The 22,296-nt window shown below is 71.0% G+C and carries 19 protein-coding genes and 1 pseudogene; 7 read left to right on the plus strand and 13 right to left on the minus strand.

Annotation, left to right across the window (positions count from 1 at the left end; translation table 11 throughout):
• Positions 1–30 precede the first annotated feature (30 nt).
• The 4 genes and pseudogenes from CLV71_RS06010 to CLV71_RS06025 all read right to left on the minus strand — a co-directional run bounded on the left by CLV71_RS06010 (position 31) and on the right by CLV71_RS06025 (position 4,493).
• Positions 31–858: an amidohydrolase family protein gene (locus CLV71_RS06010; protein WP_133901588.1), complete on the minus strand. Its 828-nt coding sequence runs from the start codon at positions 856–858 to the stop codon at positions 31–33.
• A 25-nt stretch (positions 859–883) separates the two neighbouring features.
• Positions 884–2,275, minus strand: a pseudogene (locus tag CLV71_RS06015) (UGSC family (seleno)protein); the annotation flags it as partial.
• Between the two features lie 12 nt (positions 2,276–2,287).
• Entirely contained in the window at positions 2,288–2,608 is a 321-nt protein-coding gene (locus tag CLV71_RS06020) for a UGSC family (seleno)protein (RefSeq protein ID WP_133901590.1), read from the minus strand.
• A gap of 37 nt (positions 2,609–2,645) precedes the next feature.
• Positions 2,646–4,493, minus strand: a complete 1,848-nt coding sequence (locus CLV71_RS06025; RefSeq protein ID WP_133901591.1) for a CoA transferase — start codon at positions 4,491–4,493, stop codon at positions 2,646–2,648.
• A gap of 26 nt (positions 4,494–4,519) precedes the next feature.
• On the opposite strand from CLV71_RS06025, the gene CLV71_RS06030 reads away from it, so the two are divergent.
• Complete coding sequence (locus CLV71_RS06030; RefSeq protein WP_133901592.1) at positions 4,520–5,551, plus strand: alpha-hydroxy acid oxidase; 1,032 nt, start codon at positions 4,520–4,522, stop codon at positions 5,549–5,551.
• A gap of 284 nt (positions 5,552–5,835) precedes the next feature.
• Here CLV71_RS06030 and CLV71_RS06035 read toward each other — a convergent pair whose 3' ends face one another.
• Positions 5,836–6,846: a hypothetical protein gene (locus tag CLV71_RS06035; protein WP_133901593.1), complete on the minus strand. Its 1,011-nt coding sequence runs from the start codon at positions 6,844–6,846 to the stop codon at positions 5,836–5,838.
• 39 nt (positions 6,847–6,885) lie between these two features.
• Here CLV71_RS06035 and CLV71_RS06040 point away from each other — a divergent pair, with 39 nt between their 5' ends.
• Positions 6,886–8,319 carry an MmgE/PrpD family protein gene (locus CLV71_RS06040; RefSeq protein ID WP_133901594.1) on the plus strand — a complete coding sequence of 478 codons (1,434 nt, stop codon included), beginning with the start codon at positions 6,886–6,888 and terminating at the stop codon, positions 8,317–8,319.
• On the plus strand, positions 8,316–9,218 hold the full coding sequence (locus tag CLV71_RS06045; RefSeq protein ID WP_133901595.1) for a quinone oxidoreductase family protein: 903 nt from the start codon (positions 8,316–8,318) through the stop codon (positions 9,216–9,218). Before CLV71_RS06040 ends, CLV71_RS06045 begins: the two co-directional genes overlap by 4 nt.
• On the opposite strand, the gene CLV71_RS06050 is transcribed toward CLV71_RS06045, so the two are convergent.
• On the minus strand, positions 9,215–9,475 hold the full coding sequence (locus CLV71_RS06050; RefSeq protein ID WP_133901596.1) for a NifU family protein: 261 nt from the start codon (positions 9,473–9,475) through the stop codon (positions 9,215–9,217). The genes CLV71_RS06045 and CLV71_RS06050 overlap by 4 nt on opposite strands.
• A gap of 213 nt (positions 9,476–9,688) precedes the next feature.
• Here CLV71_RS06050 and CLV71_RS06055 point away from each other — a divergent pair, with 213 nt between their 5' ends.
• A complete protein-coding gene (locus CLV71_RS06055; protein WP_133901597.1) occupies positions 9,689–10,222 on the plus strand; it encodes a DUF3800 domain-containing protein in 534 nt (177 codons plus the stop codon).
• 281 nt (positions 10,223–10,503) lie between these two features.
• Here the strand turns inward: CLV71_RS06055 and CLV71_RS06060 are convergent, their stop codons facing one another.
• Positions 10,504–11,541 (minus strand): hypothetical protein, encoded by a 1,038-nt coding sequence (locus CLV71_RS06060; RefSeq protein ID WP_133901598.1) that lies wholly within the window; start codon positions 11,539–11,541, stop codon positions 10,504–10,506.
• Positions 11,535–12,056 carry a UGSC family (seleno)protein gene (locus CLV71_RS50080; RefSeq protein WP_273701416.1) on the minus strand — a complete coding sequence of 174 codons (522 nt, stop codon included), beginning with the start codon at positions 12,054–12,056 and terminating at the stop codon, positions 11,535–11,537. Before CLV71_RS50080 ends, CLV71_RS06060 begins: the two co-directional genes overlap by 7 nt.
• Before the next feature lie 75 nt (positions 12,057–12,131).
• On the opposite strand from CLV71_RS50080, the gene CLV71_RS06070 reads away from it, so the two are divergent.
• Positions 12,132–13,034, plus strand: coding sequence for an LLM class flavin-dependent oxidoreductase (locus CLV71_RS06070; RefSeq protein WP_133901600.1), 903 nt, complete (start codon positions 12,132–12,134; stop codon positions 13,032–13,034).
• 161 nt (positions 13,035–13,195) lie between these two features.
• Here CLV71_RS06070 and CLV71_RS06075 read toward each other — a convergent pair whose 3' ends face one another.
• The 5 genes from CLV71_RS06075 to CLV71_RS06095 all read right to left on the minus strand — a co-directional run bounded on the left by CLV71_RS06075 (position 13,196) and on the right by CLV71_RS06095 (position 19,455).
• Complete coding sequence (locus CLV71_RS06075; protein ID WP_133901601.1) at positions 13,196–14,506, minus strand: phosphatidylserine decarboxylase family protein; 1,311 nt, start codon at positions 14,504–14,506, stop codon at positions 13,196–13,198.
• Positions 14,503–15,366 (minus strand): HvfC/BufC N-terminal domain-containing protein, encoded by an 864-nt coding sequence (locus CLV71_RS06080; protein ID WP_133901602.1) that lies wholly within the window; start codon positions 15,364–15,366, stop codon positions 14,503–14,505. The genes CLV71_RS06075 and CLV71_RS06080 overlap by 4 nt, the downstream gene beginning before the upstream one ends.
• A 4-nt stretch (positions 15,367–15,370) precedes the next feature.
• A complete protein-coding gene (bufB, locus tag CLV71_RS06085) occupies positions 15,371–16,252 on the minus strand; it encodes an MNIO family bufferin maturase (protein ID WP_133901603.1) in 882 nt (293 codons plus the stop codon).
• Positions 16,249–18,150, minus strand: a complete 1,902-nt coding sequence (locus tag CLV71_RS06090; RefSeq protein WP_133901604.1) for a ferritin-like domain-containing protein — start codon at positions 18,148–18,150, stop codon at positions 16,249–16,251. The genes bufB and CLV71_RS06090 overlap by 4 nt, the downstream gene beginning before the upstream one ends.
• A 156-nt stretch (positions 18,151–18,306) precedes the next feature.
• Positions 18,307–19,455 carry a CaiB/BaiF CoA transferase family protein gene (locus CLV71_RS06095; protein ID WP_133901605.1) on the minus strand — a complete coding sequence of 383 codons (1,149 nt, stop codon included), beginning with the start codon at positions 19,453–19,455 and terminating at the stop codon, positions 18,307–18,309.
• Between the two features lie 103 nt (positions 19,456–19,558).
• Between CLV71_RS06095 and CLV71_RS06100 the strand changes: the two genes are divergently transcribed.
• Both CLV71_RS06100 and CLV71_RS06105 read left to right on the plus strand, forming a co-directional pair.
• Entirely contained in the window at positions 19,559–21,175 is a 1,617-nt protein-coding gene (locus tag CLV71_RS06100) for a UGSC family (seleno)protein (RefSeq protein WP_133901606.1), read from the plus strand.
• 14 nt (positions 21,176–21,189) lie between these two features.
• A complete protein-coding gene (locus CLV71_RS06105; protein ID WP_133901607.1) occupies positions 21,190–22,245 on the plus strand; it encodes an ABC transporter substrate-binding protein in 1,056 nt (351 codons plus the stop codon).
• Positions 22,246–22,296: the final 51 nt, after the last annotated feature.

Here is a 22,296-nt window from a genome sequence, read left to right on the forward strand (position 1 = left end):
CCCGGCGTGCGGTGCCCGCGGGGGAACTCGTCACTTCCAGCCGAGCCACTCGCGTACCCCGCGACCCATGATCCACTCCAGGTCTTCCTCGGCCAGGAAGTCCAGCTCCTCGGTGAACAGCCTGCGCACCTCGTCGTAGGTCCCGCGCAGCCGGGTGAGGTCGCTGCCCCAGAACACCCGTCGGGGCCCGAACGCGTCGACGACCCGGTGGATCCGGTCGTGCAGTGACGGATAGGGGAAGTCCTCGGTGACGTTGCTCGGCAGGCACGTCGCCTTCACCGCGACGTTGTCGTGCCTGGCGAGCTTCACGAGGTCGGCGATCACGGGGTCCATCGCGTCGTCGATCACGTTGGTGCGCATGCCGAGGTGGTCGACGACCAGCCGCAGCCCGGGGTGCCGCTCGGCGACCTCGTCGAGCAGGTGCAGCTTGTCCGGCGCGAACACCATGATCGGCACACCCGCCGCCTCGGCCTCGGGCCACGCCCAGTCGGCGGTGCCGTCGGACATCCAGTTGTCGGAAGGGCCGCGGCTGAAGGCCAGCCGGATGCCCAGCATCCCCGGCTGGTCCCGCCAGTTCGCGAGCAGGCCCCGGCTCTTGGGGTCGGTGAGCGTGATGCGGCCCATCACCCGGAACCTGTCGGGGTAGTCGCGGGCCGCGGCGAGGCACACGTCGTTGCGGTCGCCCTCGAACGACGGCGGCACGAGGACCGCCGCGTCCACCTGTGCCGCGTCCATCTCGGACAGCAGCGACTCGACGGTGTAGGAGTCGCCGTGGGCGAAGTCCCGGCCGCCGGGCAGCCACGGGCGCTCGGGTGTCTCGGGTGCCCAGACGTGGGCCTGGGCGTCGGTGATGGTCACGTGGTCACGCTCCCGTTCTGGTCTGTCATGGGACTTCCCTGTCGGACACCGGCTCCGCCCGCCTGCTCACCGGCACGCCCTGACCGTGGTTGCCGATGTAGGCGCGGGACTGGTTGCGGCCGGGGTTGCCCGCGACCACGACGTCCACCCACTCCGGACGCATCAGCCCGCGCACCGGCCTGCCCGTCTCCTCGGCGTCGGCGTACTCGGCGGGTGCCTTGCCGCGTGCGATGAGGTCGGGCCACTCGAACTTCTTGCCGCTCACCCCTCGGCCGTAGCGGGCGACCCACGTGCCGTCGAGCCACACGTTGTCGTAGAGGTAGCGGCGCACGTCGTCCTTGGTCAGGCCCTCCCGCGCGATGATCCGCGCGATGGCCGGGCCGAGCACGATGAGCGAGAACTGCTTCTCGTAGATGAAGTTGTGGTAGCACCACGGGCCGATGGTGTCGGTCAGCAGGCGCGCGATCGTCGCGAGGTGGTCGGTCGCCCTGGCCCCGCCCGAGTAGATCGGCGCGCTCGACGCGTAGACACTGCGGACCGTGACCACGGTGTCCTCGTCGGTGAAGCCGCGATCCACCCGGTAGGGGTCCCAGCCGAGGTCGGTGATCGTGTCCTCGTGCTCGGCGAGCGCCACGTTGAAGGTGCTGCCGATGGCGCCCTTGTCGGTCTCGTCCGGGACCGACCGCAGCCCGGCGACGTTGCGCATGTAGAGGCGCAGGAACCGGCCGACGGACGTGTTGGCTCTCGGCCCGACCCGCAGCGCGCCGACGCCGGAGTTGAAGTCCAGCTCCCGCGCGAGTGGGCCGCTGACGACGACCATCGGCTCCCAGCCCGGCGTGCTGCCCGCGTCCTCCAGCCGGAACACCGGATCGGCGATGGCCTCGACCGCCGCGACGAGCAGCGGCATGTACTCCGGGCGGCAGCCCGCCATCACACCGTTGACGGCGACGGAGTGCACCGTGGCTTCGCGGCTCGCGGGGAGCAACAGGCCGAGCACCTGGTCGGGGTCACGCGGCGTGTGGCGCAGGAACGCGGCCACCCGCTCGGGTGTCGGCGGGACGATGGGCAGGCCGTCGGTCCAGTGACGCTCGGTGAAGCCGTCGAGGATCTCGTCGTAGGTTCCGGTGAGGACGATCTCGTCCCGCGCGGGCTCACGCTCCTCGTCGTCGGCCTGCTGGGTCTGCCTGGGGACCACCAGGCCGTCGAACAGGGCGGGCACGACGTGCTCGTCCACCTTGGACTCGAAGGTCTCGGCCGAGTCGGTGAGCATCACCCCCGGATACACCGCGACCGGGATGTCGGCGACGCCGAGCGCGTCGGCGATCATGCCCGCCATGACCGCGAACTCGGTCGAGACGATCGCGACGGTCGGCACACCGGCACGCTCGATGGCAACGCAGGCCCGCAACACGGCGGGCGTGCAGCTGCCTCAAGCCCCGACACCGACGACCGCCGCGTCTATCTGGTGCCGCAGCAGGCGTTCCGGCAGTCGCTCGACGGCGTCGTGCTCCTCGGCGGTCGTGCCGTGAATGTTGCCGAACTCCGGGTGGTCGACGAAGTCCATGTCGGCGTACCGAGCCGCGGCGGCACCGGTGAAGCGGGCGAACATGAGGTCGCCTTTGAAGACGTGGTCCCACACGAAGGCGACCCGCTTGCCGGTGAGGTCGGTGAGGCGGGGCGCCAGCTCGGTCGGCGCGAGGCCACCACGCCGCCCGAGCGGCCAGAGGACCTCGAAACGGGGCTCGGTCATCGGTGACCTCACTTCAGTCGCGTTACAAAAATATATTCTAGCGAGGTGATGGTACGTCGCGGTTCGCGTGGACGCCACCTCGCCAGCTCGCGAGGACCTCGTCGGGGTCGGTCGAGGCGAACAGCGGGGCTGGGGTGCGCACGCCGACCGGCGAGCGGCGGAAGCGCCACGGGCTGCCGAAGGCCATGCGCTCGCCGAACTCGGGCGACCAGCCGCGCACCATGACCGACCGGTAGAGGTCGCCGAGCGGGCCGGGTGCGGTGCCCTGGAGGTGGGGGAGGGTCACCTCCGGTGGGTCGGGGAGCAGCGCCTGCGGCGGGTCCTCGCCCCGGTAGTGGCTCACGCACGTGTTGACCAGCGCCCGTAGCTGCGAGAGCAGCAGGTGGCTCCCGCCCGCGTCCGCGGCGAGGGCCGACACGACCGCGAACGTCGCCCACGCGCCGGCGTTCGGGTCGGCGACGCCCCAGTTGAGCAGTCCGAGCGGCTCGCCGGACGACGAGGTCACCGCCGCCTCGAGCCCGGCGAGGGCGGTGAGCATGGGGGCGTAGCTGCGGGCGAGGTAGTCCCCGTCGATCGTGCGGCCACCCATCGACAGGAGCACGAGTGCCGGATTGGCCTCGAACAGCCGTTCCGGGGCGAGGTCCAGCCGTTCGAGGACACCGGTCGCGAAGCTCTCGACGACGACGTCCGCGGAGGCGACCAGCTCGAGGAACCGCGCATGGTCGGCGGGGTCCTTCAGCTCGAGGCGGATGCCGCGCTTGTTGCGGTTGGCCGCGTTGTAGAGCCAGGCACGCTCGTAGCCGGGGAGCGTGGCCCGTGCGGACGGCAGACCCGCGGGGAAGTCGAGGCCGCGCCGCCGTCCGACGTCGAGGCGGTCGAGGCTCTCGACCTTGACGACGTCCGCCCCGAGGTCCGCGAGCCACGCGCTCGCGACCGGCGCCGCCCACACCCACCCGAGGTCGAGCACGCGGAGCCCGGCGAGCGGGCCACCGGGGTCCGGCCGCCAGCCGGTCTTCGTGGGCCGTGGCCGTTCGACGGTGACCGCGGGCACCGGGTCCGTGCCGTCGAGCAACTGGGGGTCGGCGAGCGCCTCGGCGGCCGTGCGCAGCGGGGCGATGGGCACGCGGAACTCCCGCCCTGCCGCGACGACGTCGTCGACGGTCCGCGTGGACAGGATGTCGGTGATCAGCGCCGAGACCTCGTCGGCGTGCTCGGCGGCGATCACGATCTGGTCGGCGAACTCGGGGCGCTTCGCCCAGGGCGGGTCGCCGAGCAGTGCGAGGAAGGCGTCCCACTCGATCCTGGCGCGGCAGATCACGGCGATCCAGCCGTCGGCGCAGCGGAACACGCGGAACGGGTAGGGGCCGCCCGATCCGGACGCGCTGGGGCCGGACCGGCGCCACGGCCTGCCGTAGTTGAGGAACTGGATGGCGTTGACGCCCGACATCCCGGCGAGACAGGCGACGGGATCGACGACGACGTGCTCGCCGAGGCCGTCGCGTCGCGCGGCGAGCCAGCCCGCGAGTGCGGCGGTGGCCGCCTGCAGTCCGGCGAGGGCCTCGAGCATCCGTCCGGGCGGGGCGATCCCGGGCCCGTCGGCCTCGCCGATCACCGCGCCGATGCCGGACAGCTCCGCGATGCGGGCGTTCGCGTCGGGGAGGGCCGCGGGCCAGGCCAGCTCGACGAGCGTGAGGCTCCGCAGGTCCGATGGCCACGGTTCGTCGCCACCGACCTGGTCGGCGATCGTGGCGAGGTCGTCGGTGAGGCAGATGTCGGCGTCGGCCGGGTCGCCGCCGTCGGTGACGGGGAAGCCGGCCCGCCGGAGGGTCTCCGCGGCGAAGCGGCAGGCGTATCCGTGGCCGAGCGAGATGATCCGAGGCTGCACGAAAATATACGATAGATTAGACCGCTGTGGACGTCGAGCGACTCGAGGAGGAGGCCGCGCGGATCCTGCCGGCCGAGGTCCGTGACTTCGTCGCGGGCGGCGCGGACGACGAGGTCTCGTTGGCCGCCAACGTCACCGCGTTCCGCCGCCGCACGCTGGCGCCCCGGGTGCTGACCGGCGCGTCGGTACCGTCGGCGGCGACGATGGTGCTGGGCTGCCCGCTGGCGGCGCCGGTCCTGGTCGCGCCGATGGGCATGCAGCGGCTGGTGCATCCCGACGGCGAGGCGGCGACGTCGGCCGCTGCGGCGGCGAATGGCCTGGGCTTCGTGCTGGCGACGGGCGCGAGCGTCCCGATCGAGGAAGTCGGCGGACCGGCGCGGTTGTTCCAGCTGTACCTGCTCGACGACCGAGGGGTGAGCGACGACCTCGTGCGCCGCGCGGTCGACGCGGGTTACCGGGCGATCGTGCTGACGGTGGACGCGCCGGTGATCGGCAACCGCCCTCGCGACCGCCGCACGCGGGGCGGCACGGCGTGGCGGAACGCGAACTTCGAGCCGTATCCCGGCATCGACGCAGAGCACCACGCGTACGTGTCGAGGATCCGCGCCGACATCACGTGGGCGGACGTGGACCACGTGGTCGCGACGGCGGGTGTTCCGGTGGTGGTGAAGGGAGTCCTGCGGCCCGACGACGCGGTGCGTGCGGCCGACCACGGTGCGGCGGGGGTGGTGGTGTCGAACCACGGCGGACGCCAGCTGGGTCGTGCGGCGGTGCCGATCGACGTGCTGGAGTCCGTCGTGGACGCCGTTGGCGGCCGGGTCGCGGTGTTGCTCGACGGCGGGGTCCGGCGGCCCGCGGACGTCCTCACGGCCGTCGCATTGGGCGCCGACGCGGTCCTGGTCGGACGGTTGGCGATGTGGGCGTTGGCCGCGGGCGGCGAGGCCGGGGTGACGGAGGTGCTCGGCGACCTCGTCACGGGCATCCACCGCACGATGACCCTGCTGGGCGCCCGCACGCTGAACGACCTGACAGGCGTGGTGACCCCGACCGAACGGTGACCGACCGACCCGCAGGCGCTCGAGTGGCACCTCCCAGCAGCCCACCCCCACCCCGCCCCTACCCCGCCTCCGCCCCCGCCCCTACCCCCACCCCACTTGACCCCCACTCCGCGCCGCACCCCCGCCTCACGCCCCACCCGCGCCCCACCCCAACGCACTGAAGGCGTCCTTCGTAACGCCCAGCGTTATGAAGGCGTCCTTCGTAACGGCCGGTGTTATGAAGGCGTCCTTCAGTACGCCCGGCGTTATGAAGGCGTCCTTCAGTGCAGTCGGCGGGGCGCGGGTCAGGGGAGCCGGGCGGTGACGGTGCGGCTCGTGGACCACGTGGGCATCAGGGTCGCCTTCGTGCCGGGGCCGCCCGCGACCAGGAGGGTGATGTCGTCGGCGGCGAGGGCGGCCGGGAGCATGTCGGTGGTCGTGCGCGAGCGGAGGCCGTAGGCCAGGTTCGCCGTCGGGACTCGGGCCTTCTCGAACAGGTGCTCACGCACGCGCCGCTTGTCCCACCCCGCGTCACGCAGGCGCCCCACCCACTCCGGCGGCACCACCACGACCGGCTCCCCCGAGCCGAGCGTGCGGCCGTCGTGACCCGCGGCCACGGGAAGCAGCAGCGCCGCGGCGAGGGTGTCCAGCAGGTCGGTCACGGCCTGGCTCGCCGCGTCGACGACCTCGACCGTCCCGCAGATGCCCATCACGGTCAGGTCGCCGCCGCGTTCCTCGCCCAGGTGCGGCCAGCCCGGCGACGCGGGTAGCTCACCGAAGCACAGGCCGAACTTCGCGGGCTGACCGGAGATCGCCACGTCGATCTTTCCCGGCACGGCCGCGCCGACCACCCGCACGACCGTTGCGAGCGCACGACCGATCGGTCCGTTCGCGAACGGACCCGGCCCCAGGTGGTTCTGGCCCGCGTTGACCCCGGCCGCCGCCACCGCGTCGCCGTGCAGCACGACCGCGATCGCCGCGTTACCGGTGGTCGTCGTGAGGCCCAGCAGGTTGAACCGGTCCTCCTGGACCGCCCGCACCGCCGCCACCAGCACGGGCATCGCGCTCGGACGGCAGCCCGCCAGCACCGCGCACACCGCGACGTCGCCGACCGTCACCGGCCTGCGCAGGGGCGCGAGGATCCCCAGCTGCTCGTCCGGGTCCCACGCCCCGAGCATCGACTCGACGCGGACGGTCGTCGGCGGGATCACCGGGTGTCCGTCGCCGACACCGAGGTCGGTCAGCCACGCGGAGACCGTCGCCACGTCCTCGTCGGGGTCGGACCGGATCGTGTGGGGCAGCGGCGGAAGCTCCATAAGAGGATATGATATAGCAAATTTGGAAAGGGGAACCCGATGGCGGCACCACTCCACCACGACGCGATCGTCGACCTCGTCAGGTGGGCCCGCGACCTGACCCTGGCCGACATCCCCGACGACGTCCTGGACGGCACCAAGCGACGGGTGCTCGACCTCGTCGCCGCCGCACTGGCCGGCACGCGGGCCGAGGGCGTCCCGCAACTGCTGCGTGCCGTCGACGGCTGGGGCGGCCGCCCGGTCGCGAGCGTCATCGGCAGCACCCTGCGCACGTCCGTGCCCCACGCCGTGCTGCTCAACGCGACGATCGCCCGCGCCCTGGAGCTGGACGACGTCCACGAGAAGGCGCTGCTGCACCCGACCGTCGCCACCGCCCCCATCGCACTCGCGCTGGCCGAACAGGACCCTGCGGTCGACGGCGCGCGCGTGGTCACCGCGCTCGTGGCCGCGCAGGAGGTGATGTGCAGGCTGGGGCTCGCACCCGAGTACCACGTGGCAGGCCCGAAGCACCGCCCGCGCGGCTGGTCGTTCACCTACCAGTGCGGCGCGCTCGGCGGGACGCTCGCGGCGGCGTTGGTGCGCGGGCTCGACGAGTCCCGCACGCTCGACGCGCTCGGCAACGCCTACACCGCGCTCGCGGGCAACCAGCAGGCGATCAAGGAGGCGACGCTCGCGATCCGCGTGCAGCAGGGCATCACCGCGCAGACCGCCGTGCAGTCGGCCGACCTCGCCGCGTCGGGGATCACCGGGCCGCACGAGGTGCTGGAGGGCGAGTACGGCTGGCTGTCCTACTGGCACGGCGGGTCCTACGACCGCGAGGTCGTCGTCGGCGACCTCGGCAAGCGGTGGGAGACGGCCGGGGTGAGCGTGAAGCCGTATCCGGTATGCAGGATCACCCACAACACGATCGGCGCCACGCTGGCCGCGGGGGTCGCCCCCGACGACGTGGAGCGGATCGTCGTGCACGTCAACAGCCAGGAGAGCTGGGACGAGGTCGTGCATCCGCTGGAGCGCAGGCGGCGGCCGACGTCGCCGATGGACGCGCAGTTCAGCCTGCCGTTCATCGTGGGAATCGTGGCCTCGCGCGGCGGGGTGACACTGGCGGACCTGTCCGAGGAGGCGATCAACGACCCGCGCGTGGTCGCGATGGCGGAGCGGGTGGAGCCGGTGCTGGACCCGGGGTTCGAGTCGATGGCGGGCCGGATGATCCCGATGCCGGTGACCGTGGACGTGCACCGTCGCGATGGGACGGTCGTGACCCGCGAGTCGGCGCATCCGTTGGGGCATCCGGGAAACCCGCTCGGCTGGGCCGAGGCGGAGGCGAAGGTGTGGGACGGCGCGGCGTGGGGGACCACCGCGGCGGACCGGTCGGTGGTGGAGTCGCTGGTGTCGGCGGTGCGTTCGCTGGAGACGCATTCCGCGCCCGGCGAGCTTGCGGGCCTGCTGGCGCGGGCGAAGGCGGTGCCGGCGTGAAGGCGGCACGGGTCCACGAGTTCGGCGCGCCGCTGCGGGTCGACGAGGTGGCGGAACCGGTCGCCGGCGACGGCGAGGTGTTGGTGCGCTTGACGTTCGCGGGCGTGAACCCGATCGACGTGCGGTTGCGCGACGGCGGCGCGGGGAGGGTGCCGCTGCCGTTCGTGCCGGGGTGTGACGGGGTGGGGGTCGTCGACTCGCGCCCGGTGGTCGTCTACGGCGAGGGGGTGGGCCTGCGTCGCCCGGGCACGTACGCGGAGTGGGTGGCGGCGCCGGTGTCCGCGGTGGTGCCGGTGCCGTCGGGAGTGGACCCGGCCGCCGCGGCGGGGTTGGGGCTGGCGGGGGTGACGGCGTGGGCGCTGGTCCGGGGGGTGACGGCAGCGGACCGGGTGCTCGTCCTGGGCGCGAGCGGGGGAGTGGGATCGCTGGCGGTGCGGCTCGCGGCGTCGGCGGGGGCGCGGGTGTGTGCGCAGACGACGTCACCGGGGCTCGCGGTCGACGGCGAGGTGGTGGTCTGTGCCGAGGACGGGCTGCGCGAGGCGGTGCGGTCGTTCGCGCCGACGGTGGTGCTGGACGGGCTCGGCGGGGCGTACACGGGCGAGGCGGTGCGCGCGGTCGCGGAGGGTGGGCGGATCACGGTGTTCGGGGTGAGCGCCGGGTCGCGCGGGGAGGTCGACTACGCGACGCTGTACCGGAAGGGCGTGACGATCACCGGGCATGCAAGCCTGTCGATGCCTGCCGCGGACGTGCGTGCGGCGTTGTCCGACTGCCTGGCCCTGGTCGCCGACGGGCGGGTGCGGGTGCTGGTGGACGAGGTGGTGCCGCTGGGCGAGGTGAACACCGCGCACCAGCGGCTCCTCGAACGACGGGCGACCGGGAAGCTGGTCCTGGCCCTCTAGTGGGCTTCGACGTTCTCGAAGCCGACCTTGTCGACGGTGATGGTGCCGACGTTGGGGTCCTGGTCGTGGATGGCCTTGTCCAGGATGGCGTGGAGCACCGGGTCGGGGACCAGGCAGTCCATGCACGCGTCGGGCTTCGCCTCGAGGATGACCCGCACGGAGTTGTCGGCCTCGATCGACCCGATGCGCAGGTCGAACCCGTCCGCGGCGAGCGCGGGACGCAGATTGGCCAATGCCGTCTCGACAGCCTGCTGCATGCTGACCACTCCTCTCGGGCCGATCCTCGGTGGTCGACCACATGCCATAGGATATATCAAATGGGCAGGAGGGGTGATGATGTGCGTGCTGGGAACCAGCCACGTCGGCCTGCCACCGCTCGGGCGGCCAGTTCCGCGACGTGGCCGTCGACCGTGTTCATGGGTGGCGGGTTCGCCCGTTCGTGTTCGACCTCGCCCTGAATGGATAGTCGGGTGACCGTGCATGCCTTCGTCGATGAGTCGGCCAGACCCCCGCAGTATCTGATCGCGGCAGCCATTGTGGAGCCGTCGCGGGTTCGTCTTCTCCGCCAGTCGATGCGCGCGTTGCTCATGCCCGGCCAGCGCGAACTGCATTTCAAGAAAGAGAAGCCGCTCCGTCGCCGCTCGCTGGCCGACGCGGTTGCCCGGCTGCCGGTCGAGGTGTGTGTCTACTCGCGGTCCTGGCGCCAACACGACGAACCGGCCAGACAGGATTGCACGGCTCACCTGGTGCACGACCTTCTCGCACGTCAGGCACAACGGCTGGTCATCGATACTCGCAATATTCGTGACACGCATGACGAGCGCACGCTGCGCGGTGCGCTCGGGCCTCTTCCCAGCGCGAGTCAGCTCGTGTACGAACACGTGGACAGCACGAGTGAGTCACTGTTGTGGATCGCCGACATCGTGGCCTGGAGTTACGGCGCCGGTCGCGAATGGCGCAAACGGATCGATCCGATTCTGCACTCGGTAGTCGACCTCGACTGACCCCAGGCAAGCGCAAAGCCCGCGAGACGACCGTCCGGACGCATCACGGGCTCACTTCCTCGGCCTACTGGGCCTCGGCACCAAAAGCCTAGCACCTCTCCGTACGACCGGCATTCTCTGCCCGTTCGCAGCCTGATAGTTCTCCTCGTCTTCGCGCTGGAGGAGGGCCCAGCGGTTGGACAGGACGTCCGGGTGGCCTACGAAGACCCACGGATGCGCTGGGTCCGGGCCGGCAACCTGGTCCGGCAGCTACACGACTGCACCCTCGTGGAGCTGTGCTCTCAGGGCGTGATCTCCGCCGATCTGGCCTGGCCGTAGTGGCCCGCGGGCAGGAAGCACGAATGGCCGCCGCCCATGCCGCCCGTCACGACCACCAGCAGGTTCGCCGGGTCGTTCGTCAACGGGATCCGGCCGTTGACCAGGTAGTTCTCCTCACCCTCCCCGCGACGCAGCAGGGCCCGCCGGTTCGACAGGGCGTCCGGCGGCAGGGTCGTGTTCGCCAGCAGGTGCTCGCGCAGCCCGGGTTTGTCGAAACCGCCCTCCGCGAGAATCCTCGCGTGCAGCGGGTTCAGTGCGAGCACGGGTGTCGAGAACGGGTCGACCACGTTCGGGGTGCCGATGCTCGGCAGGGCGCCGCACAGGGTGTGGACCACGTCCTTCCAGTCGGCGCTCGAGTCGTGGATGTTGATCGCCGCGTTGACGCCCACCACCGTGACCACGTCCTGGTCCGCCGTGAAGCCCCGGTCGGCCGGCAGTGACGGCCACGGCGAGTCCTCCTCGTTCTCGCCCACGCACAGCGTGTACTTGCCCACGAAGCCCTGCGTGCACTTGTCGACCTCGCCCGGCCTCGCCCCGCCCAGGTTGATCAGCGCCAGCCGCACCGCACGCCCGATCGTCGCGTTCGCCTGCCAGCCGGGGCCCATCACGCCCGTCGACGAGTTCAGGCCGATCCGCTCACGGATCGGTCCGTTCACGATCAGCAGCGGCGTCAAGGGGTTGGTCGTCGGCTGCATGCCCGCCAGCTGGAAGCCCGGCTCCAGCATCAGCTCGAACGCTGTCAGCAGCACCGGCAGGTACTCCGGGCGACACCCCGCCAGCACGGCGTTCACCGCGAGCTTCTCGACCGTCGCCGCGCCGTTGGTCGGTGGCACGGGGCCCAGCGACGACGCCGGGTCGCGGGTCGTGCCGGTCAGCATCCGCTCCACCCGCTCGCGTGTCGGCGGCACCACCGGCAGCCCGTCGGTGTGGCCGCGTTCGTGCAGCCACGCCGACACGACCTCCACGTCGTCCGGCAGGTCCGCCACGGTTGACGTCAGCATGTGAGCCCTTCGACGATCTCCCGGAGCCGTGCCCTTACCGCCGCCCGGATCTCCGGCTCGGGGCGGTCGTTCAGCGGGTGCGGGAACACCACCCTCGGCAGTTCGGCGGTCCCCGCCCCCGTGGCGACCGCCGTCGCCAGGGCCGCGAAGGCCTGCGTGAACAGCGTCACCGACGGCAGCCCACGATGTTCTAGCTCAACGGAATCGTGGATACACCACGATGTGCACGAGCCTCAATTGCCGATGCCGACGACGACCGCGTCGCACTCGGCCACCAGCGCGTCCAGCGCGTCGGGTGGGAGCGTCTGCGTGGCCGGGACGCGCCGCTCCACGACGTCGACCACGCCGAAGTCCGCGCGCAGCACCGTGGCCAGCTCGTCGGCGATCACGTCCATGCACCGCCAGCTGTTGTTCACGATGCCGATCGTGCGGCCGTGCAGCGTGGACAGGCGGGCGGCGCCGACGCCGGTCGCACCTGCCGGCGCCTCCGCGTACGGCATCAGGATGTCCACCATCGGCGCTCTCCGTTCTCCGGTGACAGCTTCGATCTATCGTATATCGTGGCGGTGGGCGCGGGGAACGGAGTTCGGATGGCACGGGAGTTCGGCGTCACCCTCCAGTCGGGGGCCGACCCGGCGTCCTTCGCGCGGCTCGCGGAGGACGCCGGGTTCGACTACCTGGCCTGCGGTGAGCACCTCGCCTTCCACGGTCCGACGACCAACGCGTTCGTCTCGCTCGCGTTCGCCGCCGCGGCCACCAGCCGGATCAAGCTGGTCAGCGCGGTCACGCTCCTGCCGCTCTACCAGCCGGTCGTCGCGGCCAAGCTCGCCGCCTCGCTCGACGTCGTCAGCGGTGAGCGGTTCACGCTCGGTGTCGGCGTCGGCGGGGAGTACCCGGGGGAGTTCGAGGCGGCAGGCGTGCCCGTCGGGCAGCGCGGAGCCCGCACCGACGAGGCACTCGACGTCGTCGACCGGTTGCTCACCGGCGCGGACTCCTACAGCGGGCCGTTCACCACGTTCTCCGGCGTGACGATCGCGCCGCGGCCCTCGCGGCGCACGCCGTTCTGGATCGCGGGGCGGCGGCCTGCCGCGTTGCGTCGCGCCGCGCGGTGGGGTGACGCGTGGCTGCCCTACCTGCGCACGCCGGAGCAGGTCGCCGCCGGCCGAGCGGAGATCGACGCCTACGCCAGGGCTGACGGTGGGCCCCGCTGGTCGGGGCGGACGGCGTTGTTCGCCTTCGCCACCGTCGACCGCGACGGGGACCGGGCCCGCGCCATGGCCGCCGAGCGGGTCGGGCGGACCTACCAGCAGGACTTCGCCGCCTTCGCCGACAAGTACCTCGTCGCGGGCACGCCGGGGGAGTGCGTGGCGCGGCTGCGCGAGTACCTGGCCGTCGGGGTCGACGTCGTCATCTTCCGCATCGCCTGCCCACGCCGCGAGGCCGACACGATGCTGCGCCTCATCGCCGACGAGGTGCTCCCGGAGTTGCGTTAGGACGGATGCCGGTCGGAGGCGGAGGCGCTACGCTTTTTCGTGCCGAGGCCCCGTAGGCCGGGCCCGTGGTGCGTCCGGACGGTCGTGTCACGGGCTTTGCGCTGTCTGGGGGCAGCCGAGGTTGACGACCGAGTTCACGTCGGGGCGCTCGGTGCTGCGCCTCATCGCTGACGAGGTGGTTCCTGAGCTGCGTTGGTCATTCTCGCGATCGTCGAGTTGACGAAGATCGGCGCGCCGTCGTCGGTGACGACGCCGGGTTGGCCGTGCGGCACGACGATGTCCACCCTGTCCGGTTCGAAGACCAGGCACACACTCGACCCGCCGTAGCTGAAGTGTCCGATCTCCTGGCCTCGTTGGACCCGCGTGCCTTTCTCGACCGTGATGGCGACCGACGAGATCTCGGTGATCCCGACGGGAACGACGCCGACCCTGCCGATGGCGGGGCCGGTGCTGTTGACGACCACGATGCCGCGTGTGTTCACGTTGGCCTGGTAGCCCTGTGACAGGGTGCCCGCGCTCGGGTCGACCTGGCTCGAGTACAGCTCGCTGAACATCAGCCCCTCGACGGTCTCGACGTACTCGATCTCACCGTCGACGGGAGCGTGCAGCCGGTGGTAGTTCGCGCCGGAGAGGAACGACTGGAGGACCTCGCCGCCCACGAAACCGGCGGTGCCGCCGTAGCCGCCGAGCAACATCCTCAGCGAGTACCTCTGGTCCTTGATGTCGAGGATGTCGTCGTCCAGCTGGACGTCGGGGTAGAAGTTGGCGACCGAGCCGTCGTTGACCGAGACGACCGCCCGCGGATCCGTCAGTGCGTCGTTGGGACGGAACTCCGGCTTGATCGGCCGGTGGAAGAAGTCGTTGTACGACGTGAACCCACCGTGCTCGTCGTCCCAGTCGACGTCGAACTCGTAGAGCTTGAAGTCCTCGCACGCGGGCCGGCTGAGCCAGCCGTCGCGGTTCCTGTGCAGGACGTGCCTGCTCTCGGGGCTGTCGAGGTACTGGCACCACGCCCTGAGAATGCCGCGCAGTGCGTTGTTGAACCGCTGGTCGCGGAAAAGCGTCCAGCCCTCCTCCACGGCCATCATGTAGCAGAACAGCGTCGACATCGGGAAGTAGATCCGCTGTTTGGGATTCCAGCGGTAGGAGGGCGCGGTCCGGGTGATCTCGTCGAGCGCGAACAGCAGTTGCTCGGTGTTCTCGATCCCGCGGGGGTTCAGCCGCAACGCCTCCTTGATCGTGCGCGTCACCCGGTCCCTGAGGGTCGGGTCGTTCTCGAGTAGGACCTGCAGCGCCCTGACGGACGGGACATGGTCCGCCCGGCCACGTTCGCCTGCCTTCTTGCGCATCATCGCCTGCCAGTCGTCGACCGTTCCGCGGTCGCGCGGCAGGTAGCCGGCGGCGTGACCGAACAGGCTCTGGTAGCGCGCCTCGATCTCCACCTCGGTCATGGGCGTGGTCACTGTGGTCACTGGGATGTCCTTTCGCGGCTACGCGGTCCGGCGGGTTCCGTCATCGGGTGAGCGCCACGCGACGCCATACCCGCGTCCACCGCCACAGGCAGCCAGGTGACCAGTGCTGCCCACAGCCGAGGGAGATCGAGTGCGCAGGCGTCGGCGGTCGCCGAGACCGCCGTGTGCAGGGCGACGCCGGTGGCGCACGTGTGCAGGAACGTGTGTTGCCAGCGGGTGACGACGTGGACCCGGACGCGGTAGTGAGTGCGGGCCACGGCGTAGTAGGTGTCCGCGGGGTCCGGGATGGACGGTCGGTCGCCGTGGTCGGCGGCGGTGAGGGTGTCGAGCAGCGGGAAGTCCAGGCGCAGCAGTCGCAGGGTGGGTGGGGTGCGGATGGTCATGTCCGGTGTGGTCATGACCTCCAGCGGGTCGACGGGCCGCGCGGGATCGGACTCCACGCCGCGTGCGCGTCGGCACTCGGCGCGTGCGCGTTCCAGACGAGCCAGTGCGGTGGGCAGCGCGTCGAGCGAACCGGGAGGCTCGCGGGGGTTGGGGCGGGTCTCGTCGAGGAAGTCGGCGAAGCGTGCGCCGAGGTCGAACATCGAGTGGGACCGTGGCGGGTGCGCCGCGACGTAGCCGTCGGCGAACAGGCCGAACACCTGCTCGCCGACCAGGGCGTGCAGTGCCGGGAACTCGGCCTTCAGGCACTCGCGCAGGCGTGCGCGGTAGCCGAGGGCGTAGATGGTGAGGCGTTCGTCCGCCGTCAGTCGGTCGGAACCTCTCACCACCTCCGAAGCCCGACAGGTGCCCGGGTTGCCGGCGCCCGTGCAGGCGTTCAGCAGCCACTCCTGAAGGGTGGCCAGGTCCGGCTGAACCATGGACTCAGCCTCCCGGCCGGCGCCCGGCCTCGGCCGGTAGCGGCTGCCCTGCGCGGAGGTCCCTTGCCTTGGCCAGCTCGGCGACCAGCTCGGGGAACGGCGGGATGTCGGCGTCCCATTCCAACAGGGTGGCCACCCCGCCGGTTCGTCGCTGTGCCAGCGCGTAGAGCGGCCAGACCTGTTCGGGTACGGGTCCGTCGTGTGTGTCCAGCAGGTAGGTGCCGTGGTCGCTGGGGCCCGCGAGGTGTAGCTGGACGATGTTGTCCTCGGGCAGGTTCTCGATGTAGTTCACGGCGTCGAACCCGTGGTTGGTCGCGCTGACGAAGACGTTGTTCACGTCCAGCAGCAGACCGCAGCCGGTGTCCTCGGCCAGCAGGGCGAGGAACTCCCACTCGGGCAGCTCCGACGCCTGGAACTCCAGGTAGCTGCTCGGGTTCTCCAGGACCAGCGGCCTGCCGAGGTAGTCCTGCACCGCCCGGACACGGCCTGCCACGTGGGCGAGGCTGCGTCTGGTCAGCGGCATCGGCAGCAGGTCGTGGCTGGTGACGCCGTTCACCCCGGTCCAGCACAGGTGATCGGAGATCCACGCCGGACGCACGCGTTCGGCCAGGGTGCTCAGCCTGCCGAGGTAGTCGGTGTCCAGCGGATCGGTGCTGCCGATGGACAGGGACACCCCGTGCATCACCACCGGGCGGTGGGCCACCACCCGGTCCAGCACGTGTGCGGCGTAGCCGTGGTCGTCGAGGAAGTTCTCGGTGATGATCTCGAACCAGTCCACACCCCACTCCTCCTGGGGAGTGTCCAGCAGGTAGGGGAAGTGAACGTCACGCAGCCCGACTCCATAACCCAGGTCCGGCAGTCCCAGACGGCGCTCTGTGCCGCTCACGTCGACGGCGGGAACGCCAGCCGCAGCGGGTTCGGCTCCGGTCGCGGGGGTGGGGTCTTTCCTCGGTGTTCCATCACCTTCTGGTAGGCGCGATAGGCTGCGTCGTAGACCTTCTCACCGCACGTGAACTGCATGGTGCCGATGCACTGGGGTTCGTTGTGCTCGCCCACGAAGTCGAACACCTCCATGGTTCCGGACCGCGGCAGGACCTGTGAGGCCGAGATCGGGACCGCGCAGCCACCGTAGGTCGCGCACCTGTTGTCACCCGGGGCGGAGAAGGGGCCGTCGTCTCTGGCGACGATCTTGGCCTTCACGAGACCGTGACCGCATATTCCCCCGCCGCTGGTCTTCTGCACGAAGCCGCAGCCGCCCTCGGCCTTGCAGGCGTTCGACCCACGGCACGAGTGGAACGTGTCCACCGCCGCACAGTCGTTGCTCGTCCCGGTTTCCCCGATGGTGAGGTCGAGGCCCTGGCAGGAGTGTCCCAGCGTGCTCTCACTGGTGGTGCCGGGGTCGCCGGCCAGGTCGGGTGCCCTGCGGAACAGTGCCCAGCAGATCGCCATCCGGTCACCCGAGCCTGCCATGGACGGATAGGGGAACGTCTTCGTCTTACCCGACCAGTAGTCGTCCAGGACCGTGGTGACACCGGCGATCGAGCCTCTCGCGGCCTGGCTTACCGTGCCGTACATCGAGGTCTGGGCGCCCAGTTCGTTCATGGCCTCGGCGATCGCCTCCGGGGCCGGCAGGCCGTACTTGTTGTGCGGCAGAGGCGCGGTGACCAGGTCCTCGGCCTTCCACGGCTTCGGCTCGCCTGCGCGCCAGTCTGGCCAGATTCGCACGTCGTCGAGCAGTTTCCGCAGGTCGTCGAAGCGTTCGTAGTGGTCGCGACCACCGTTCCTGAAGCGTGCGGCGGCGTCCGCCGAGTCCGCGGGTCTGCCCGTGTCGGTGAAGCTGGGATAGTCGTCCTTCAGCGCGGCTTCCGACGCCTGGTACTTGGGCATGACCGTCCTCGTGAGAGGGGGGAGTTCGCTGCCTTCACCCTGGTCGGTGATGGCGCTCATCATCTCCCACACCTGCTTGAGGGAATTGTCGGAGACAGTCGTCTCGAAGCGCTCGTACTCCCGCTTCGGGTGCCCCGGGTCCTTCACGTAGTTGAACAGGTCGCGCTGCACGGCCCCTGGATCGCAGACGTGCTCCCACAGCGTCGTCTCGACGTCGTTGATGGTGTAGCGCAGCTTCATGTACTCCATGTAGCAGCGGTACATCCAACCGATCGTGCCGAACATCGGCAGGTCCTTGCCGGGGGTCCAGCCCACGAAGGGCACGGTCGGGAAGTACTTCTTCTGCGCTTCCTGCTTGATGTTCTTCCTGGCGTCCGCCTCCGGCTGCTCGATCGCGTCGAACAGGCGCAGCTGTTGCGCGGTCACGGCACCGATGTCCACCTTGACGTTGTCCCAGTGGACGGTGTCCCGCAGGTCGACGATGTGCGGGATGACGGTCTTCTCCTGCCCGTAGCAGGTCCAGCCGTTGTTCTTCGTTTGCAACATCGTGAACTTCGGTGCCACGCCCGCGCAGCTGGCGATGTTCGCCGCCATCTGGAGATGCAGCATCTCCTCGACGAACACCGAGAAGATGATGTTGAAGGCCTTCTCGTTCGCCGTCGCCGGCGCGGCGGTGGTGCTCAGCCCCGGCCACAGCCGCCCCTGGTAGAAGTCCTCGTTCTGGCCGGTGATCTGGTGCATTCCCTGGATCGAGTACATCGCGGTCATGTAGAGCGGGATCGTGAACAGCTCGACGTTCACGGCAGCCTGCGCGATCGCCCGCAACGCGGCCTTGTCCGTCTCCAGGGACTCTTCCGGGCGGAGGGCCGAGTCCTCTGTGGTGACAGCCTGGTTCATGGTCAGCCTTCCCTGGTCGACGCCCGCTTCCCCGACGAGTGTGCGCGCCGGACGACGGGCGACGCGCGGGCTTCGCGCAACGCCACTCCATCAAGCAACCGTCCAGGTGACACGGAACACTCAGAGCGAACAGGACGCTGGGAAAGGGCGGGGAGTTCAGCCGCCGGACTGGACCGCGCCCGAGGAACGCAGGTTCGCTATTTCCTCGGTGGAGAAGCCGAAGTCGGTCAGTACGGACTCCGAGTCGTCGCCCGGGGCCGGGGGCGGACCGGCCACCGCGCCCGGGGTGCGGCTGAAACGGGGGGCCGGTGCCGGTGCCGGGACACCGGCGGTGTCGACGAACGCGGCGCGGGCCACGTGGTGCGGGTGCCCGGCCACCTCCCCGAGCCCGAGCACCGGCGCGAAGCACGAGTCCGTGCCGTCGAGCAGGTCCGTCCACTCCGCACGGGTGCGGGTGCGGAACAACGCGCTCAACCGGTCGCGCAGCACGGGCCAGTCCTCGGGCGTGATGGGGTCCGCCAGGCCCGAGAGGTCCACCCCGATCCGCCGGAACAGCGGGCGGTGGAACTTCGGCTCGATGGCCCCCACTGCCACCCAGCGCCCGTCCGAGGTCTCGTAGACGTCGTAGAACGGCGCCCCCGAGTCGAGGTAGTTCGTGCCGCGCTCGTCGGACCACGTCCCGTTCGCCCGCCTGCCGTGGAACTGCGTCATCAGCAGCGACGCCGCGTCGACCATGGCCGCGTCGACCACCTGGCCCCGTCCCGACACCCGTGCCTCCAGCAGCGCGCACACCACGCCGAACGCGAGCAGCATGCCGCCCGCGTTGTCGCCCACCAGGTTCAGCGGGATCGCGGGCGGGCCACCCGACCGGCCGATCGGCTCCAGGGCACCCGCCAGCGCGATGTAGTTGATGTCGTGGCCCGCCGTCGACGCCAGCGGGCCGTCCTGGCCCCAGCCCGTCGCCCGGCCGTACACCAGCCGGGGGTTGCGGGCCAGGCACACCTCCGGACCCAGGCCGAGGCGCTCCGCCACCCCGGGGCGGAACCCCTCGAAGAACGCGTCCGCCTGGTCGACCAGGCGCAGCACCACCTCGGCCGCCGCCGGTTTCTTCAGGTCCACCAGCACCGAGCGCCGGCCCCGCACCACCAGCTCCAGCCGGGGATCCGGCGCCTGGACCCGCCGGTCACCGCCGGGACGGTCCACGCGCACGACCTCCGCGCCCATGTCGGACAGCATCATCCCCGCGAACGGTCCCGGCCCCCGTCCGGCCAGCTCGACGATCCGCACCCCGCTCAGTGGTCCCACCCGGTACCTCCTGTCCGCCGCCCGCGAGGCGTCGCGAACGGGCGATCTTGTGCCATGGCCCGCTACAATATATTTTAGAGCCCCAATGATGGGAGGTCGTGACGTGGCGACTCAGGTGGTCGATCCCCGTATCCCGGCTCCGGCCAGGCCCGCGTCGCTCGCGCCACGGCGCGCCGACCTCACCGGCGCCCGGATCCTGTTGTTCGACAACGGGAAGCTCGCCCCCGACTACGGCCCCTACGGCGCGATCTTCGACGTCGTCGAGGCCGCCCTCGGCGGGGTCGAGGTCCGCCGCCACACCGACGACCTGCTGCGGGGGACCGGCGAGCGGCTCCGGGAGGTCGCCCGCTGGGTCAGGGACCAGGACGTCGCCGGGGTCGTGTTCGCCCTGGGTGACTGGGGCGTGAGCCAGCCGACCGCCATCGTCGCCAGCGAGCTGGAGCGGCTGGGCGTGCCCGCGTCGGTCGTCACCACCGAGATCGGTGGTCGGCAGGCACTCGCCGCCGCGAAACGACTGGCACCCGGCCTTCCCGTCACCACCCTCACCAGCCTGCGTTCGGCCACCTACGACGAGATCGCCGCCGAGACCAGGACCGTCCTCGACGACATCATCGGCGGCCTCACGGGCGACGCCGACGCGCTGCGCAAGCGGTTCGAGGCCAGGGCGATCGCCGCACCCGCGCCCGCCGACGCCAGCGGCCTGGTCGACCTCCGGGGCGCCGACCCGTCCGCCGAGTTCACCGACCTCATGCGTGAGAGCCTGCTCGGCGACGGCTTCCCGCTCGTGGCCCCCACGCGGGAGAAGGTCGACGCGTTCCTCGCCGCCGCGGGCAAGGGCGCCGACGACGCCGTCTGGCCGGCCATCGCGCCCCGCGACACCGAGGTGACCGCCCGCGAGGTCGCCGCGGTCGCCGTCGCCGCCGGCTGCAGGCCGCGGTGGGCGCCCGTGGTGTTCGCCGCCTACGAGGCCATGGCCGCCCCCGAGTTCCGGCTCTTCCAGGCCGCCATCACCACCCACCCCGGCGGCACGCTCGTGCTCGTCAGCGGCCCCGACCACGAGCGTTACGGGTTCGCCGCCGACCGCGGCTCGCTCGGGCCCGGCTTCGAGGCCAACGCCACCACCGGGCGTGCCGTCGCGCTCGGCTACTCGTTCCTGCTCGGCGCGATCCCGGGTGGCGCCGACCTCACCGCGCAGGGCTCGCCGGCCGAGTTCTCCTACTGCTGTGCGGAGAACCTCGCCGAGAGCCCGTGGCCCGGACTGCACGCCGACCTCGGCCACCCGGACGCCACCACCGTCACCGTCCTCAAGTGCGAGGGCCCCCACAACATCCTGGACCAGCAAAGCTCCGACCCCGGCCTGCTGCTCGGCACCGTCGCCAGCTCGATGGCGACACTGGGCTCCAACGCCGCCTACGTCGCGGGCGCCGAGACCGTCCTCATGCTCAACCCCGAGCACGCCCGCCTGCTCGCCTCGGCGGGCTGGTCGCGGCGCGACGTGCGGGAGTTCCTGTTCGACGCCGCCCGCAACCCGCGCGAGGACCTGCGCGGCCGTGGACTCGCCCCGATCTGGCCCGCGTGGTTCGACGCGGCCGACCGGGTGCCGGTGTTCCCCGACCCCGTGAGCCTGCTCGTGGCCGTGGTCGGCGGCTCCGGCCCGGCCTCGCAGGTCGCCATCCCGTGGGGCTACTCCCGGGCGATCACCCGCACGATCCCGTCCTGACCTGGAGGAGAACGATGAAGTTCGGCAAGGCCAGGCCGCTCGTCCTGCTCGTCGCGACCGCACTGGCGTCGGCCGCGTGCGGTGGCTCCTCGGGCGACGGCGGCCACATCAGGATCGCGATCAGCTCGGAGAGCCTCGCCACCCAGGTCGTGCGCATGGCCGACGACCTCGGCATGTTCAAGGCAGAGGGGCTCGAGGTCGAGCTGGTCACCAGCAACGGCGGCGCGCAGGCCGTCACCGCGATGCTGTCCGGCAACGTCCAGTTCGCGTCGGCGGGCGCGCCGGAGGTGATCACCAGCAACGCCGAGGGGCGCGACGTCAAGGCGATCGCGCGGCTGTACTCGGGGCTCTCCGGCTCGCTCGTGCTGTCGAAGAAGACCGCCGACAAGCTCGGCGTCGACACGAGCGCGTCGCTGGAGACGCGGCTGAAGTCGCCCGACACGCCGATCGAGGAACGGTTCAAGGACCTCGACGGGCTCAACGTGGCGTTCGCCAGCGCGACCTCGTCGCTCAAGTCGCCGGTCATGAGCTCCGCGGAGGCGGTCGGCGCCAAGGTCAACCCGGTCTACATGAAGCAGGAGAGCATGCCCGCCGCGCTCTCCGCGGGGGCGATCGACGCGTTCCAGGCGTCGCCGCCGGTGTCGGAGCTGGGTGTGTCGACCGCGGGCGGGGTCATGTGGGTCGAGGGGCCGACGGGGGAGTTCCCGGAGGACCACACGCCGGTGTCGTCCTCGACGCTCATGACGACCGGCAAGTTCATCGGCTCCGACCCCGACACCGTGAAGAAGGTCTCGCGGGCGATCGCCAGGACCGCGCAGTACGTCGTCGACAACCCGGACAAGGCCGAGGCGAACGTGCGCACGCGCTTCAAGGATGTCGACGAGAAGATCTTCGACGCCGCGTGGCAGGCGAACAAGGGCTCCTACATCCAGCCGAGGGTCACCGCCGACCAGTTCGAGCACGACATCTCCGTGCTGCCCGAGGAACTGCTGACCGACGACGTGAAGAAGCTCGACCCGAAGGACCTGATCGTGTCGGACGAGTTCAACCCGGCCGACCCGAAGACCTGACCTGGGCAAACAGGCCAGGGATAATATATGGTATTCCGGCACGCTCGGGCG

Origin of the sequence: Actinophytocola oryzae (assembly GCF_004364325.1) — a bacterium.
GTDB classification, from domain to species: domain Bacteria; phylum Actinomycetota; class Actinomycetes; order Mycobacteriales; family Pseudonocardiaceae; genus Actinophytocola; species Actinophytocola oryzae.